The organism is Curtobacterium sp. LFS079 (assembly GCF_047977865.1).
In the GTDB taxonomy this organism is placed as follows: Bacteria; Actinomycetota; Actinomycetes; order Actinomycetales; family Micrococcaceae; genus Arthrobacter.
Map to the genome: position 1 here is coordinate 239941 of NZ_JBFPFO010000002.1, position 16225 is coordinate 256165.

The following is a 16225-nucleotide window of genomic DNA, read 5'->3' on the forward strand; positions in this document are numbered from 1 at the left end:
CCGTCGTCATGGTTCCGGCGGGCTTCCTTCCCGGCCCGCCGATGCGTACGATCGTACGCATGACTGATTACTTCGCCGGAGACCCCCGCAGCAACCGGGAGCGCATGCTCGCCGGAGATCTTTACATCTCCGACGACCCGGAGAGCGAGAAGGAGGCCCAGCGCGCCATGGCGCTGCAGGCGAAGTTCGCCGCCGCCTACCCGGAGGATCCACTGGGATCGCAGGCCATCCTGGAGGAACTCCTCGGCAGCCTCGGTGAGGACGTGCACATCAAAGCGCCGATATATGTCGATTACGGCACATATATCTCGGTGGGTGCCCGCACCTTCATCAACTACAACCTCACGGCCCTCGACGTCGCCGCGATCACCATCGGCGAGGACTGCCAGATCGGCCCGAACGTCCAGCTCCTCACCCCCACACACCCTGTCGACCCGCAGCCGCGGCGCGACCGCCTCGAAGCGGCCGAGCCGATCACCATCGGGGACAATGTCTGGCTGGGCGGCGGCGCCATCGTGCTGCCGGGCGTCACCATCGGCGAAAACTCCGTGATCGGCGCAGGAGCCGTGGTCACGAAGGACATCCCGGCCAACTGCGTCGCCGTCGGCAACCCGGCGCGCGTCATCCGGGAGATCTGAGGATATGGCCACGCGCCGATTCGACCCCGACCGCCGGGACAGGATCATCGACGCCGCCCTCGACGTGATCGCCGCGGAGGGCGTGGCGGGGGCCTCGCACCGCAGGATCGCGGCGCACGCCGGGGTGCCGCTGGGCTCCATGAGCTATCACTTCAGCGGCATGGACGAGCTGCTCACCGAGGCGTTCACCCGCTTCGGCACCTCCATCTCGGACCGCTTCGACGCGCGCCTGGGCCGGGCCGAAGGGATCGACGCCGCCCGTCAGGCCGTGGTGGACTTGATCCACGAGGACCTCCTGGACTCGCAGCGGGAGCTGGTACTGACCCACGAGCTCTACACACTGGCGGCGCGGAAACCGGAGTTCCGCCGCATCACCCGCGACTGGATGGCACGAAGCCGGCGGGCCCTCGGCCTGAACTTCGATCCCGAGACCTGCCGGATGCTGGACGCCCTGATCGAGGGCCTCTCCATCCACGCCGCACTGGACACCGAACCGCACGACACCGAACCGCACGACACCGCGCCGCACAGCCGGGCCCGCACCGCCGAGGCGGTCTCGCGCATCACCGCCACCGCACCCGACAACACCAGGGAAGCCGCACACGAATGACCCTCACCACCAGCACCAACGTCCGCGCCGCAGCCGTGGCCACTTTCCTGGTCTTCGGCATGAACGGCCTGGTCTTCGCCAGCTGGGCCGCGCGCATCCCGGCCGTGTCCGAAACCCTCCGGCTGGGTTCGGGAGAAATCGGCACGCTGCTGCTCTGCATCGCCGTCGGCTCCCTCGTCGCGCTGCCGTCCAGCGGCTGGGTGATCGGCCGGATCGGCACGGCGAATGCCGTCCGCTTCGCCGGATTGCTGCTCGGTGCCGCCGGCTGCGGCGTGGCCTTCTCGTTGATGGCCGCAGCCGTGGTGCCGACCGCGATCTCCCTCTTCTTCCTCGGCATGGGCGTCGGCGTCTGGGACGTGGCGCAGAACATCGAAGGGGCCGACGTCGAACACCGCCTCGGGCGGACCATCATGCCGCAGTTCCACGCGGCCTTCAGCGGCGGCGCCTTCGTCGGCGCGCTCATCGGAGCCGGACTCTCGCAGCTCGGCGTCGGCCTGCCGGAACACCTGCTGGTCATCGCCGCCGTCGCCGTAGCGCTGGCCCTGACCGCGCCGCGCTACTTCATCCCACATGTCGCCGCGCACACCGAACCCGACGGCGGTGCTGCCGCCACCAAGGGCGCTTCGGCCTGGCGCGACAGCCGGACCCTGCTGATCGGCGTCGTCGTGCTCGGCGCCACCCTGACCGAAGGTGCCGGCAACGACTGGATCGCGAAGGCCGCCGTGGACGGCATGCACGCCAGCGAATCCACCGGTGCCCTGCTGTTCGCCCTGTTCGTCGCGGCGATGACCCTGATGCGGTTCCTGGGGGGCCGCGCGATCGACCGCTTCGGCCGGGTGGCCGTCCTGCGCGCGAGCATGGGCGCCGCCGCCCTGGGCCTGGCCCTGTTCGTCTTCGCCGGGAACATCGTCCTGGCCGCGGTCGGTGCTGCCCTGTGGGGCGTCGGCGCCGCCCTGGCATTCCCGATGGGCATGTCCGCCGCCGCGGATGATCCGAGGCACGCGGCGGCCCGGGTTTCGGTGGTGTCCACCATCGGCTACATCGCCTTCCTGGCCGGTCCGCCCCTGCTGGGCTACCTGGGTGACCACACCGGCATCCGCTTCGCGCTCCTGGCTATCGGGGCTCCGATCCTGCTGGCCCTGCTCCTCGCCGGCGCCGCGAAACCGCTCGCGGCTGACTAGGCCCCTCGCCGACCGTCTCCTGCACGACGGTCGTTTGCATGGCCGGAACGGTTGCGGCGGCTGGCCCCCTCCGGGCGCGCTTACGGCGACGCCGGAGCGGTGGCGGGCGCGGACGGCGAAGTGCGGGGCGAGGCCCCATCCGTTGGAGCGCCGTTTTGCCGGTTCCGGCCTTGCTGGCCGCCGTTGAACTGGCCACCGTTGAAATTCTGGAACTGGCTCCGGCCGGACCTGGCGTGCCCGGCGTCCATGAGCTTGGTGACGCCGACGCCGCCGAAGAAGCCTACCGCAAGCAGCAGCACGGCCAGGAGGATCTGGGTCAGGCGTCCCATGTGGAAGCGCTTCTTGGGCACAAAAGGCTCAGGCGCCTGGGCATAGGGCGGATGGGCCTGCCCCGCGTAGGGCTGTTGGGGTTCGGGCTGGTTCATCGGACCGGGTTCCGGGGCCGGGTAAGACATGGGATCTCCTGTTGCTGGTTTGTTCGTTGCTTGCTGGAAGGACGGCGGGCTATTCGTACCGCAGGGCGTCGATCGGCCGTAGTTTTGCCGCCTTGTTGGCCGGGTAAATTCCGAACATGAGGCCGATCGCCGCGGAAACCAGGAAGGACAGCCACACCGTCCACCATTGGACTTCGGGTTGGATTCCCAGCACCGGGAAGGCACTGCCGACGTAGCCTGCGGCAATGCCCAGCATTCCGCCGATCAGCGAAATGATGAGCGATTCGATGAGGAACTGGCTCACGATACTGCTCCGCGACGCGCCGATCGCCTTGCGGATGCCGATTTCGCGCGTGCGCTCAGTGACGGTGACCAGCATGATGTTCATGACGCCGATTCCGCCCACCAGGAGCGAAATGCCGGCCACGGCGCCCAGCAGGATGGTCAGGGTGGCCGTGGTTGTGGTGGCCGTGGTGAGGATCTGCGCCTGGTTCCGCACCTGGTAGTCCCGGTCCGCAGAGGTGACGTTGTGCCTGGCATCGAGGATCATCTGGACCTCGTTCTGCGCCCGGTTCATTACGTCCGCAGACTTTGCCTGCACGCTGATGGACGCCAGGGAGGGTGTGTACCCTGTGAACTTGTCCTGGGCGGCGCTGTAGGGGATCACCACAATGTCGTCCGGATCGTTCAGGCCCGAGGACCCCTTGGGAGCCAGCACGCCTGTGACCACGAAGTTCTGGCCGTTCAAGGCGATCGTCTGCCCCACCGCCGCGGCCACCGCATTGCCCACCAGATCCTGCGCCACGGTATTGCCGATTACCGCCACCGCGGTGCCGCTGCTCGCATCGCCGTCGCTGAAGTAGGAGCCAGCCGCCAGAGTGTCGTTCGAAATGGCAAAATACGACGGCGTGGTTCCCACGAATGTCGCCACGGCGTGGCTTGCGTCCTGGTAGGTTCCCGTGACATTCTGCGCGGTGACTACGGGCGCCGTCGTGGCGACGTCGGGGGCCATGACGGGGTCGGTCAACGCGCCCATGTCCTGGAGGGTCAGGTTGGTGCCGCGGGACCGCGGGCCGGTGACGGCCTGCCCGCCACCGGCCCGTCCGCCCGCCGCCGTCTGGCGGCTCACGGTGAGCACGTTGGTTCCCAGCTTGCCGATCTGGGCCTTGATTGCGTTGGCGGTGCCGGCACCGACGGCCAGCAGGATGATCACTGACGCAATACCGATCAGGATGCCCAAGGTGGTGAGTATGGAGCGCATCTTGTTAGCCATCACCCCCGTCAGGGCGAAGCGGACAGACTCGGCAATCATCACAGCGGAACCCCCGTCGCCAAGGGGTGCGCTTGGACGCCGCGGACCCGGTGGTCCTCGATGATGTGGCCGTCTTTCATGCGCACTACCCGGTTGGCGCGTGCCGCGACGTCGGCCTCGTGGGTAATCATCACGATGGTTCGCCCGCTGGCGTGCAGAGATTCGAAGAGATCCAGGATCTCGTGCGAGGACTTGGTGTCCAGGGCGCCGGTCGGTTCGTCGGCCAGCAGCAGCACCGGGTTCGTTACCAGCGCCCGCGCGATCGCAACACGTTGTTGCTGGCCGCCGGAGAGCTGTGACGGCTTGTGGTCCGCACGGGAAGCCAGGCCCACCGAATCGAGCACATCCAGCGCCCGCTCGCGTCGCTCCCGCCGGTGCACTTTTGCGTACGCGAGGGGCATGGCGACGTTGTCCACGGCGCGGGTGCGCGGTATGAGGTTGAAGTTCTGGAAGACGAAGCCGATTTTCCGGTTGCGGATCTGCGCCAGCTGGTATTCGTCCAGAGTGCCGGTATCGATGGCATCCAGGTGGTAGCTCCCGGCGGTGGCACCGTCGAGGCAGCCGATGATGTTCATCATGGTCGATTTACCGGAGCCCGAGGCGCCGATGATGGCCACGAAGTCGCCGCGGTCAACAGTAATGCTGACGGCGTCCAGTGCACGGACCTCGGCCTCGCCCTTGCCATAGACCTTGCTCACTGAGTCCAACTGGATGAGGGGGGCATTCACCGTTGTTCACCCGCCATTTCCGCGCGTGCCGCCGGTGCCGCCCCCGCCGCCCCCGCCGCCAAACCCGCCGCCGCCAAACCCGCCTCCGCCGAACCCGCCCGCCCCGGTCCGTCCGGTGGTGCCTGTGTCCAGGGTTGACGAGATGACCGGGAGTTCAACCTGATCGCCCGCGCTGAGGCCGGTCAGCACCTGGGTGCGGCCGTTGTCCGTGATCCCGGTGGTGATGGTCACCGGCGTCGAGGTTCCGTCCTTGAGGACGTTGACTGTCTGCCGGGACCCGGTGGTGGTGATTGCCAGCGTGGGCACCGTCAGCGCGTTCTTGGCGGTTGCTGTGGTCACGGAGATGTTTGCGCTCTGGCCAAGCCGGAGGACGGCCGGGGGGTTCTTGATGGAGATGGTTACGGGGTAGCTGACCACGTTGTTCGTGGTGACGGCGTTCTGGGCGATCGTCGTGATCGTGCCCGTCACGGGTGCAGCGGAAGGGTCCGTCTTGAGTGCAGGGAAGGTGAATGTGGCGGTATCGCCGGTCTTCATGGCGGCAATTTCCGATTCCGCGAAATTGGCGATGACTTGCAAATGAGCGGTGTCGCTGATGGTGATGAGCCCCGAAGACGAGGTGCTGGCAGTGCTTGTGGTGGCGCTGCCCGAGGCACCGGATGTTCCGGATGAGCCGGAGGAGGCAGAGGAGACGGCGGAGCCCGAGCTGCCGGCGTTGCCACCGACGACGGCGTTCACGGCAGTGACGGTGCCCGAAACCGGGGCGGCAAGCCGGCAGGACGCGAGGTTCTTGTTTGCCGTGTCGACGGCGATCTGGGCGGAAGTGGTGTTGGATGTGGGCCCACCGCTGTTTTGCGCGGAGTTGAAGGCCGTCTGCGCCGAGGCGAGTTGCTCGTTGTCCTTGAGGGACGCGCTCGATTGTTGCGTCGTTGCCTCGCTCAGCGCCTGGCTGTCCTTTGCCAGCTGGGCTTGAGCGGCCCCAAGGGCCGCCTGGGCCGTTTGGCTGCTGGGCTGGGCTCTGGCGACGGCTTGTGCTGAAGCGACGCGTGCCTTGTCATTGTTCACTGCCGTTTGAGCCGCGGCCACGGCATTGTTCTGCTGGCTCGCATCAAGATTGGCCGTCTGTTGGGCGTTGGACAGGTTTTGCCTGGCAGACGCGATCTGGTTGTCAGCCGAAGCCTGCTGTTGGCTTGCCTGCGCCGTGGCCGAATCGAGCTGCGCCTGCGCAACAGCCAAGGCGTTCCGGGCGTTTGTCGGATCAATGGTGACCAGCACCTGCCCGGCTTTGACTTGCTGACCCATCAGCGCAGAGACGGAGGAAATCGGGCCGTTGCAATTCTGTGCGTTGATCACGGTGGTGCTTGCCGGAGAGACGTTTCCGTTTGCCGTGGCTACAGCCGTGAGATCCGCCGTGCTCACCGCGACTGTGCGGGCGGTGGTGTCAGAAGCGGCTTGCGGGGTGCCGTTCAGCACGAAGAAGGCACCGGCGGCGATGCCGACAACTGCCACTCCGATGCCGCAGTTAATGAGTTGGGGCGTTGAGAGCATGCCCGAACACTATGGCCGCACGCTTGGAGCTGGCCGAGTGCAAGCTGCTGGTTTCCCCTGTGGCTGCTTTCACTATTACCCAGCGGTCCCCAGCGTAGCCCGCTCCGCATAAGTATTCTCCTGAATGCATATGTTCTGGACGGCCACCCACAGCAGGAGCACCACCGCGGTGGCCAGGCATGCGCCGCCCACCACGTCACTGAGCCAGTGGGCTGCCAGATAGGTGCGGCTGAGCATCATCGAGACTGTCCCGAGCGCAGCAAGCACCCAGGCCCAGGCGCGGCCGAAGAGCAGCGCGGCGGCTACGACGAATGCCGCGGTGCTGGAAGCATGCCCCGACGGGTATGAATAGGTTTCCGTGAACACCCCGGCGTCGCCGGGGCGCGGCCGCTGGACGAGCCACTTGAGGAGCTGGACCAGGAGCGTCACCACCAGCCCCGACACCACGCTGAAGAGGGCCATCTTCGGGCGCCGCCGAACGAGCAGGGCCGCACCCAGCAGGGCATGGAACACGAACATCCCCGTGTAACCGGCCCAGTTCAGCACCAGGTTCACGGTGTCCCAGAACGGGTTGCGCAGCCCCAGCATGGAGTCGTGCCAGGCGGTATCTGCGCCTTGGAAAGGCGGCCGGATCGGGTTTGTGAGGAGGATGCCGCCAAGGATCGCAGCAACGGCCAGCAGCACGGCGGCCGCGGCGGTGGTCGCGCCCGGGTGAAGTCTGCGTGGCTGAAGGCTCCCCATCAGCCCATCCTAGGAGGCCTTCCTGGTCCCCCGGACCATTTTGCGGATGTGCTCCGGGGTGAGGCCGGTGAGCGAGGCCAGTTCGAAGACGTCCAGCACGCCCCCGCGGTGCGCGGCGGCCACTAGGGCCTGCCGTTCCGTCTCGAAGCCGAGCCGCTCGGCCTCCGCCTCCGCGAGTTCCCGGGCGGCTTCCTCCAGCTGCACGAGGCGGCTTTGCCGGTTGTTGCCCGACGGCGGCAGTCCGGTGCCGTCCCCGGCGGCGGTCCGTACCACCCAGGCGGAGATGCCGAGCGCGGCCGCGATCATTGTGATGGGCACGCGATCCTGGGCGGACAGGGCGATGAGTTCATTGCGGCGGACGATCAGCGCGCGGAAGCTGCTGTCTGCGCGTGCGATGCGCTGCCGCTGTTGCGTGAGCCCCGAACGGAACCGGCCGCCGTCGTCCGCCCTTCCTTCGGCCGCCGCGGCGGCCGTGATGCGGGAAACGGCCCGGGGCCGGCGCACGGCACGCTGCGAGCCGCCGTAACGGTACCCGCCCGGGGGCAGGGAGGTGCCGCGCTTCAGCTGTCCGTCCATGCAAGAAAGCTAGCCGCGGCGGTGGCGTTCCGGGAAATACCAAATCCGCGTGAATCCATAAGCAAAGGCGATACCACAGGCTCGGGAAGCCATAAGGATGCCTTATCAAGCCACTCACAATTGGTCTTATCCATGCGGCTTTTGCATACCTAGGCTCGAAGGGAGCCCGACACACAAATTCCCAGCACACTGCTTCGGAGGAGATCATGCCCGACCATTCATCGGCGTCGTACGAACCGGCTTCCCGCGTCAGCCGCATCAAGTCGTCCCCCAGCGTCGCTGCCGCGGCCCGCGTCCGTGAGCTGAAGGCCGAAGGCCGTACGATCATCGACCTAACCGTGGGCGAACCGGACTTCGACACCCCGGAGCACATCAAGGCAGCCGCCGTCGCCGCGATCCAGGCCGGCGAGACCAAGTACACCTCGGTCACCGGAACCCCCGCCCTCCAGTCCGCCATCCTCGGCCGCCTGGAACGCCACACCGGCATCAGCTACGGCAAGAATGAGATCACCGTGGGCGGCGGCGCCAAGCAGGTCATCTTCCTCGCCTTGATGGCCACCCTCGACGCCGGCGACGAAGTCATCATCCCGGCCCCCTACTGGGTGTCCTACCCGGACATGGTGCTCGCCAACGAGGGCACCCCCGTGATCGTCCCCTGCGGCGAGGACGCCGGCTTCAAGCTCACCCCGGAAGCACTGCGCGGCGCCATCACCCCGCAGGGCAAATGGCTCATCCTCAACACCCCGTCCAACCCCACCGGCGCCGTCTACAGCCGGGCCGAGCTCACCGCCCTCGCCGCGGTGCTCGAGGAATTCCCGCAGCTGCTGGTCCTCACCGACGAGATCTACGACGAAATCAACTTCGGCAGCGAACGCATCTCCAGCCTGGTGGAGGTGGCGCCCGCGCTGAAGGACCGTATCCTCCTGGTCAACGGTGTCTCCAAGGCCTACGCCATGACCGGCTGGCGCATCGGCTACGCCGCCGGCCCCGCCCCGGTGGTGGCGGCCATCAACAAGCTGCAGTCCCAGATGTCCTCCTGCCCATCCTCGGTCAGCCAGGCCGCCGCAGCCGCCGCGCTCTCCGGCGAGCAGGGCTTCATCCGCGAAAGCGTGGAGGTCTACCGCGGCCGCCGGGATGCCGCCGTCGCAGGCCTGAACGCCGTGGACGGACTCTCCTGCACCGCAGCCGACGGCGCCTTCTACACCTGGGTGAACTGCTCCGGTGTGATCGGCAAGACGACACCGGCCGGCGCCACCATCCGCAACGACGAGGACTTCACCCTGTACCTCCTCGACGCCGCCTCCGTGGCAGTGATCCAGGGCTCCGCGTACGGCCTGGAACCGTACTTCCGCATCTCCTTCGCCACGGACCTGGACACCATCCAGTCCGCCGTCGTCGCCGTCGACAAAGCCGTCCGCGCGCTCAGCTGACACCCGACTGAGCCGCTCCCCGATCACCCAGCAGAAAGCCACAGCCATGATCCACGTCAAGACCAAATTCGAACGCCCGGACGCCGACGTCGTCGAACGGCTCTCGAAGTTCTCCTCCGCCACCATCCATGAGGCCCAGGGCCGCAAGGGCGCGCTGAACTCGAAGATCAAGCCGATCGACCGCGAGATGTCCTTCTGCGGGCCCGCCGTCACCGTGCGCTGCGCGCCGCAGGACAACCTGATGCTCCAGGTGGCCATCCACTACGCCCGGAGCGGCGACGTGGTGCTGGTGGGCACCGGGGAATATGAGGAAGCCGGCATCTTCGGCGACGTTCTCGGCAACGCCATGAAGGCCAAGGGCATCGCCGCCATGGTCACCGAATCCGGTGTGCGGGACACCGCCGACCTGATCGAACTCGGCCTGCCCGTGTTCTCCGGCAACGTCTGCATCAAGGGCACCGTCAAGGAAACCTTGGGCCCGATCAACCACCCGCTGGTGATCGGCGACGAGATCATCTACCCCGGCGACATCCTGCGCGGTGACGCCGACGGCGTGGTGGTGGTCCGCCGCGAGGAAGCCGAGGAGGTCATCGCCCTTTCGCAGGCCCGCGATGACCACGAGCGGGAGCTGATCAAGCTGTACCACGACGGCGGCACCACCATCGAGCTGTGCGAACTCACCGACAAGCTGAAGGCCAAGGGCCTGCTGGTGGAGGAATAAGCGGAACCGGCCTGACCGGACGAAATGTTGTTGGCCCCCCGAAATTTCGGCGGGCCAACTACATTTCAGCCTGCAAGAACGCCTAGGGCACTAGCGGTGGTCCGATAAGCGGCTTCTATGGGCGGTGGGCGTGCGGCGTCAACCCCGGTCCGTAGTCCTCCAGGAGTCGGTTGCGGATCATTTCGCGGATGATGATCAGCACGGCGGAGGCCGCCTCGGAGAGCGGTTCATGCTCGGCCGTGCACAGTGCGATCTTGCACTGCAATGCCGGTTCGACGATCCGCAGCACCTGGAAGTCCTCGTAGTGGAACAAGGCATCCGCGGCCGAACGGGGCAGGATCGTGGAACCCAGGCCCGAGGCGATCAGGCGGCCCAGAACGGGTACGGATTCCACCTCGCCGGCCAGCTTCACCGGCAGCCCCAGTTCCTCCATGCCCTTGTCCACCACTTGGCGCAGGGTGTGGATCCGCTCCGGCAGGAACAGCTTTTGGCCGGCTACCTCGGCCAGCGTCACCGTCTCGCCGTCGCCGATTTCCAGGCCCGTGTTCGAGACCAGGTGCAGGTCTTCCACCACCATGGTGGTGAACTGGACGCCCCGGATCGGCCCCGGTTCGTAGATGAGGGCCATGTCCAGCTTGCCGTTCTTGATCGCCTCGCTCAGGACGCCGCCGAAGGTTTCCGTCAGGTGCAGCACGATATCCGGGTACCGTTCACCCACTTCCCGCACGATCTCCGGCGCCAGCTTCGAGACCATGCTGTACGGCGCGATCGCGATCGACACCCGGCCGGCCGGGGCCGCCCCGGATGCCTCGACGTCGGTCCTCGCTTGCTCCACGAGGCGCAGGATGGTCTGGGCGTGGCGGTACAGGGCGTGCCCCGCAGAGGTGGGTTCCACGCCCTGCTTGCTGCGGATGAGCAGCCGCTGCTTGAGTTCCTTTTCCAGCGAGGAGACCTGCTGGCTTAGGGCGGGCTGGGCGACGTGGAGGCTTGCGGCGGCCTTGGTGATGCTTCCTGAATCCACGATCCGCACGAAGTATTCGAGCTTCCGTGTGTCCATTTTTGCGCCTTTCTAAACGGTCCGTCGACGGCCCTGCCTCATAGCAAAAGCTTATGCGGTGACGCCGAACAAGTCTTTGATACCCCGCCCTGGCCATGATCTCCGATTTCGACCGTCCTTTCCATAAGGCTTTCTTATGACGGGACGCCCAATAGGTCTTTGTCGTGAGGGTGGTCACGGTGGAACCCTCGAAGTGTGGGGAAGTGATGCACGCAACATCCGCGAGGAAAGAGGACAACGTGACTGCCGTGATCGATCTCGTGGCGGATCTGGGAGAAGGATTCGGCGCGTACACCCTGGGCGAGGACCAGGATCTCCTGGACATCGTCTCCAGTGCGAACATCGCGTGCGGCTTCCACGCGGGCGATCCGGACATCATGGACCGCACCGTGGCCGACTGCGTCCGCCGCGGAGTCGGCATCGGTGCCCATCCCAGCTTCCCGGACCTGCGCGGCTTTGGCCGGCGCGCCATGGACCTCACCGCGGAGGAAGTCCGCACCGACACCCTCTACCAGCTCGGCGCCCTCTCCGCCTTCGCCGCGTACCACGGCACCCGCGTTTCGCACATCGCCCCCCACGGCCGCCTGGGGAACCTCGTCGCCACCCGCGCGGACTACGCCGACGCCGTTGCTGACGCCGCCTTCCGCGCCGACCCCTCCCTGATCGTCCTCGCGCAGGACGGCGAACTGGCCCGTGCCGCCGCAGGGCGCGGCCTCGGCGTCGCGATCGTCGGCATCGCGGACCGTGCCTACCAGGCGGACGGCACCCTCGTTCCGCGCAGCGAGCCCGACGCGGTGCTGCACGATCCCGCCGACATCGTCGAACGGACCGTCCGCATGGTCACCGAAGGCGTCATCGAAACGGTGGCAGGCACCGACGTCGCCATCCAGGCGGACACCGTGCTGCTGCATGGCGACAACCCTGGCGCCGTCGCCCTCGCACGGCTCATCCGCAAGGAACTCACCGCCGCCGGCGTCCGCATCGCCCCGCTCGCCGAGGTCCTCGGCGCCCGGTACAACGGGAACCAGGCAGAACGCAGCCTGTCATGAGCACCTTCGCCGCCCCTGCCGTCGAGATCCACGAATCCGGCGATTCCGCCGTCCGCGTCGTGGCCGTCTCCGCGGACCCCGAGCACAACTGGGAAACCGTGCACCGCCTGGCCGGCTGGCTGGACACCTGCGACGCCGAAGGCCTCCACGGTGCCGTCCCCACCTACGATTCGGTGCTGGTGGAGTTCGACCCCGCCCTGGTTTCCGCGAAGCAGCTGCGCGCTTTCGTCCAGCTCGGACTGCGCCAGCTGGACCTCGCCGGCAGCTCCGCACGGGGACCGCAGCAGTTCGAAGTGCCGGTGGCTTACGGCGGCGACTTCGGCCCGGACCTGGAAATGGTCGCCGAGCAGCAGGGCATCACGGTTGACGAGGTCATCGCCCTGCACTCGGCCAAGAGCTACACCATCCGCTGCATGGGCGCACCGGCCGGTTCGCCCATGATGGACGGCCCCGAGTTCCCGGTCCCCGTTCCGCGGCTGAAGGACCCGCGCCTCAGCGTCCCCGCCGGCGCGATCGCCGTCGCCGGACGGCAGGCGGTCATCGCTCCGGCGGTGGCCCCCGGCGGCTGGTGCGTGATCGGCCAGACCCCGCTCACCGTGCTTCACCTCGGCCGGGATCCGCTGGTCCCGTACCGTCCCGGGGACACGCTGCGCTTCCGTCCGATCAGCCACGCCGAATTCGACGGCTACGTCGGCCGGCACCTGGCAGCCCTGCAGCCGACCGCCCTGCAGGCCACCCTGCAGCCGGCCACGCTGGAAGCGGAGGCTGCGCTGTGAACGGCCGGATCGTCGTCGAGCAGCCCGGAAACTCCGTGGTCACGGACCTCGGCCGCTTCCGTGGGCCGCGATTCGGCCTGCCGGTCAACGGCGCCCTGGACCAGTTCTCGGCCCGTGCCGCCAACATCCTCGCCGGCAACCCGGACGACGCCCCCCTCGTGGAGGTGACCGCGCTGGACTTCCGGATGCGCGCGGACCAGGACCTCTTGGTCGCCGTCACCGGTGCTCCCCTCACCCTCACGGTGGGCGGCCGGGAACAGCCCCGGTGGGAACCGGTGTCGGTCCGGGCCGGGGAAGCTGTGGCCATCCGCGGCATACACACCGGACTGCGCGCCTACCTGGCCATCCATGGCTCGGTCGATGCGCCGCTGCTGATGGGCAGCTGCGCCCCGGACACCGTGATCGGCTTCGGCTTGAAGCTGGGCGAAGGGACTGTGCTGGGCATCCAGCGCAGCGTTGCGCCGCTCCGGCAGCCCTATTTTGATATCCCGTTGTTCCGCCTGGGCCTTGAACGGCCCGCCATGGGTTCGGAACTCGCGGTGGACGTCACCGATGGCCCGGACGTGGCCGAATTCGGTGATTCGGCCGCCCTGCTGTTCGCCTCCGCCTACACGGTGAGCGGCCGCAGCAACCACATCGGACTCCGGCTCGGCGGCGAGCTGCCGGAACGGATGTCCAACGCGGAGGTCCTCTCCCGCGGTGTCCCGGTGGGCGCCGTGGAAGTCCCCAACGGGGAGGAACTCCTGGTTCTGCACCGGGGGCGCGGCGTCACTGCCGGGTACCCGGTCCTGGCCGTCGCCACCAGCCTCGGACTCGATGTCCTGGCCCAGGCCCGGCCAGGGGATGTTGTCCGCTTCCGGAAGACCACTGTCGCCGAGGCGACCCTGGCCTACCGGGCCTCCATGCGGCAGCTCGAATCCCTCCGAACAACCGTCAATACCGTTTTCAAACTCCTCGGAGTCGGAGACGAACCCGGATGGCGGGAACTGCCACCGGCCATCGCCATCTGAAAACCCTCGCCACCGTCACGGGGCCTTGTTAAGCTCCAAATATCAAGGGAAAGCACATGTCAACAAGCACCAATCCTGCCTCGACGCAGCCCCATCGGCTCACCGGCCGGCAGACCCGCAAGGTCGTCACCGCCGGTTGCGTCGGCATCTTCGTGGAACTCTACGACAACGGCATTTTCGCCTTCATGGCGGGAACCCTTGCCCTGGTGTTCCTCGCCCCGGGCAACCCGGACAACGCCCTGCTGTTCGTGTTCGCCGGCTACGCCGTGTCCTTCTTCGTGCGTCCGCTGGGCGCCGTGGTCTGCGGCTACCTCGGGGACCGGATCGGCAGGCAAAAGCTCCTGGTCTTCGTGATCCTGCTGATCAGCGTAGCCACCGCGGGTATCGGCTTGCTGCCGCCGTATGCCGCCATCGGCATCGCGGCTCCCGTGCTGCTGGTCCTCCTGCGGATGCTCCAGGGCTTCTCAGTCGGCGGTGAAGCCGCCGGTGCCATGACCTTCCTGGCCGAGCACGCTCCCGAAGGCAAGCGCGGCGTCATCACCTCCTACGCCCAGATCGCGTCCTTCGCGGCCCTGCTGACCGGCACCCTCGTGGCCTACTCCATGTCTCCGTGGCTCAGCCAGGCTGCCATCGACGGCGGCGGCTTCGGTTCCTTCGCATGGCGTGTTCCGTTCCTGGTCGCCATTCCCATGGGCATCATCGGCTTCTACATCCGCAAGGCCATCAGCGACACCCCGAATTTCACCAGGCTCAAGGAAGAGGGCGGGCTTTCCAAGAACCCGCTGAAGGAAGCCTTCAAGTCCGCTGAACACCGCCGCGCCATGGTGCTGGCCCTCTTCATCCCGCTGATGAATGGCTCCGGCTACTACGTGCTGTTCTCCTACATGCCTACCTTCCTGAAGGGCAAGCAGATCAACTTCAGCATCGGCGAGGCCCTGCTGGTCACCGCCTGCAGCCTGGTGGTCATCTGCATCGCCATCCCGTTCATGGGTGCCCTGTCCGACCGGGTGGGCCGCAAGAAGGTCATCGCCGGTGCCGCCATCGCCATGGCCATCATCGGCATCCCGGCTTATGCGCTGATCGCCACCGGCAACATGGGGCTCGCCATCCTGGGCGCCTCCCTCATGGCAATCGTCTTCGCCGGGCACACGGCCGTCATCCACATCCTGATCGTGGAGCTGTTCCCCACGCGTGTCCGCTACTCGGCCTACGGACTGGGCTACAACATCTCTTCCGCGCTCTTCGGCGGCACCGCCCCGCTGCTCATGACCTGGCTGATTTCCAGCACGGGCAACATCTACATGCCGGCCTTCTACGCCGTCGTCACCGCGCTGGGCACCCTCGCCGCGGTCAGCACGGTCAAGGACCGTGCCCACGAGCCGCTGCGCGACGCCTGAGCCCTTTCCATCCCGACGCCGGCCCCTCCTTCGGGGGCGGCGCCGCTTTCCAAGACTTCCGGAGTAACCATGTCCTTCTCTGACTACACCACCGCCGTTGTGACGGGCGCGTCCACCGGCATGGGCGCCGCCATCGCCGAGCGCCTCGCCAAGCGCGGATTGACGGTGCACGCCTTTGCCCGCAACGAAGACCGGCTCAAGGAGCTGGCCGACCGCACCGGGGCCATCCCGCACGCCGTCGACCTGACCGACACCGCCGCCGTCGCCGCGGAGCTGGAAGGCCTGGCGGTGGATATCCTGGTGAACTGTGCCGGGGTGTCCCGGCCCGGGAACATCCTGGACTCATCGGAATCGGACATTGACGAACTGATCGACGTGAACCTCCGCGGCCTCCTCCAGCTGACCCGGCTGGTGCTTCCGGGCATGGTGGAGCGGGACCTCGGCCACATCGTCAACATCAGCTCGATCGCCGGCGTCTACAACTTCTACGGCCACACGGTCTACCACGCCACCAAGGCAGCCGTTCACCAGATCTCCCGCCAGCTCCGCAACGACACCGTGGGCAAGCGGATCCGTGTCACCGAGATCTGCCCGGGCCGCGTGGAGACGGAGATCTTCGGCCGGAACATGGGCGGCACCCCGGAAGCCATGGAAGAGGCGTGGAAGACCTACTACGAAGGCTATGAGTCGCTCACCACCGGGGACATTGTGGACGCACTCGACTACGCCGTGGACACTCCCCGCCACGTGAATGTGGGCATGCTGGAAATCATGCCCACCTTCCAGGTCCCGGGCGGCCTGGTGTTCGACCGGCGCGACTAAGCCGCCGGGCCGCACCGCCCCTAAGCTGCCCGGACCTGCGGTCCGGGCCTACAGATTCCGGTGGAAAACGCACTCCCTCCACCGGATATACAAGCCGCCGGCCACACCCCGTTCCGTGGCCGGCGGCACCCGTTTAATGGCGGCTCCTAATGCGCGACGGCGGCGCCCGTCGTTCCCGACCCCGAACCGCCCGGCTCC

Annotated in this window: 17 protein-coding genes; 10 read left to right on the forward strand and 7 right to left on the reverse strand. The window is 67.3% G+C overall.

All coding sequences use genetic code 11. From position 1 onward, the window contains the following. The first annotated feature begins 59 nt into the window (after positions 1-59). Genes ACNQPB_RS04440 through ACNQPB_RS04450 form a run of 3 tightly spaced genes read left to right on the forward strand, consistent with a single transcriptional unit; the run spans position 60 to position 2429 of the window. Positions 60-638, forward strand: a complete 579-nt coding sequence (locus tag ACNQPB_RS04440; protein WP_498749434.1) for a sugar O-acetyltransferase — start codon at positions 60-62, stop codon at positions 636-638. Between the two features lie 4 nt (positions 639-642). Next, positions 643-1248 carry a TetR/AcrR family transcriptional regulator gene (locus ACNQPB_RS04445; RefSeq protein WP_498749435.1) on the forward strand — a complete coding sequence of 202 codons (606 nt, stop codon included), beginning with the start codon at positions 643-645 and terminating at the stop codon, positions 1246-1248. Then, positions 1245-2429 carry an MFS transporter gene (locus ACNQPB_RS04450; protein WP_498749437.1) on the forward strand — a complete coding sequence of 395 codons (1185 nt, stop codon included), beginning with the start codon at positions 1245-1247 and terminating at the stop codon, positions 2427-2429. The genes ACNQPB_RS04445 and ACNQPB_RS04450 overlap by 4 nt, the downstream gene beginning before the upstream one ends. Before the next feature lie 80 nt (positions 2430-2509). Here ACNQPB_RS04450 and ACNQPB_RS04455 read toward each other — a convergent pair whose 3' ends face one another. The 6 genes from ACNQPB_RS04455 to ACNQPB_RS04480 all read right to left on the reverse strand — a co-directional run bounded on the left by ACNQPB_RS04455 (position 2510) and on the right by ACNQPB_RS04480 (position 7765). Next, complete coding sequence (locus ACNQPB_RS04455; protein WP_498749438.1) at positions 2510-2884, reverse strand: hypothetical protein; 375 nt, start codon at positions 2882-2884, stop codon at positions 2510-2512. A 49-nt stretch (positions 2885-2933) separates the two neighbouring features. Beyond that, complete coding sequence (locus ACNQPB_RS04460; RefSeq protein WP_498749439.1) at positions 2934-4175, reverse strand: ABC transporter permease; 1242 nt, start codon at positions 4173-4175, stop codon at positions 2934-2936. Beyond that, entirely contained in the window at positions 4175-4873 is a 699-nt protein-coding gene (locus ACNQPB_RS04465) for an ABC transporter ATP-binding protein (protein WP_498749440.1), read from the reverse strand. Before ACNQPB_RS04465 ends, ACNQPB_RS04460 begins: the two co-directional genes overlap by 1 nt. Before the next feature lie 36 nt (positions 4874-4909). Further along, complete coding sequence (locus ACNQPB_RS04470) at positions 4910-6448, reverse strand: efflux RND transporter periplasmic adaptor subunit (RefSeq protein WP_498749442.1); 1539 nt, start codon at positions 6446-6448, stop codon at positions 4910-4912. Between the two features lie 75 nt (positions 6449-6523). Next, positions 6524-7189, reverse strand: coding sequence for a phosphatase PAP2 family protein (locus ACNQPB_RS04475; protein WP_498749444.1), 666 nt, complete (start codon positions 7187-7189; stop codon positions 6524-6526). A 9-nt stretch (positions 7190-7198) separates the two neighbouring features. Then, complete coding sequence (locus ACNQPB_RS04480) at positions 7199-7765, reverse strand: hypothetical protein (protein ID WP_498749446.1); 567 nt, start codon at positions 7763-7765, stop codon at positions 7199-7201. A 206-nt stretch (positions 7766-7971) separates the two neighbouring features. Between ACNQPB_RS04480 and ACNQPB_RS04485 the strand changes: the two genes are divergently transcribed. Together ACNQPB_RS04485 and ACNQPB_RS04490 are read left to right on the forward strand one after the other, a co-directional pair. Continuing rightward, positions 7972-9195: an aspartate transaminase gene (locus tag ACNQPB_RS04485; protein WP_498749448.1), complete on the forward strand. Its 1224-nt coding sequence runs from the start codon at positions 7972-7974 to the stop codon at positions 9193-9195. Positions 9196-9241: 46 nt separating this feature from the next. Then, positions 9242-9916: a 4-carboxy-4-hydroxy-2-oxoadipate aldolase/oxaloacetate decarboxylase gene (locus ACNQPB_RS04490; protein WP_498749449.1), complete on the forward strand. Its 675-nt coding sequence runs from the start codon at positions 9242-9244 to the stop codon at positions 9914-9916. A gap of 115 nt (positions 9917-10031) precedes the next feature. Here the strand turns inward: ACNQPB_RS04490 and nac are convergent, their stop codons facing one another. After that, the gene (gene nac, locus ACNQPB_RS04495; protein WP_498749450.1) at positions 10032-10973 is read right to left on the reverse strand and encodes a nitrogen assimilation transcriptional regulator NAC; all 942 of its coding nucleotides are present in this window, start codon (positions 10971-10973) and stop codon (positions 10032-10034) included. Between the two features lie 239 nt (positions 10974-11212). On the opposite strand from nac, the gene ACNQPB_RS04500 reads away from it, so the two are divergent. The 5 genes from ACNQPB_RS04500 (at position 11213) to ACNQPB_RS04520 (ending at position 16027) form a co-directional block, all read left to right on the forward strand. Continuing rightward, positions 11213-12022, forward strand: coding sequence for a LamB/YcsF family protein (locus tag ACNQPB_RS04500; protein WP_498749452.1), 810 nt, complete (start codon positions 11213-11215; stop codon positions 12020-12022). After that, positions 12019-12798 (forward strand): 5-oxoprolinase subunit B family protein, encoded by a 780-nt coding sequence (locus ACNQPB_RS04505; RefSeq protein WP_498749454.1) that lies wholly within the window; start codon positions 12019-12021, stop codon positions 12796-12798. The genes ACNQPB_RS04500 and ACNQPB_RS04505 overlap by 4 nt, the downstream gene beginning before the upstream one ends. Then, positions 12795-13808: a 5-oxoprolinase subunit C family protein gene (locus tag ACNQPB_RS04510; RefSeq protein WP_498749456.1), complete on the forward strand. Its 1014-nt coding sequence runs from the start codon at positions 12795-12797 to the stop codon at positions 13806-13808. Before ACNQPB_RS04505 ends, ACNQPB_RS04510 begins: the two co-directional genes overlap by 4 nt. Positions 13809-13864: 56 nt before the next feature. Next, entirely contained in the window at positions 13865-15205 is a 1341-nt protein-coding gene (locus tag ACNQPB_RS04515) for an MFS transporter (RefSeq protein WP_498749457.1), read from the forward strand. 69 nt (positions 15206-15274) lie between these two features. Continuing rightward, a complete protein-coding gene (locus ACNQPB_RS04520) occupies positions 15275-16027 on the forward strand; it encodes an SDR family oxidoreductase (protein WP_498749459.1) in 753 nt (250 codons plus the stop codon). Positions 16028-16225: the final 198 nt, after the last annotated feature.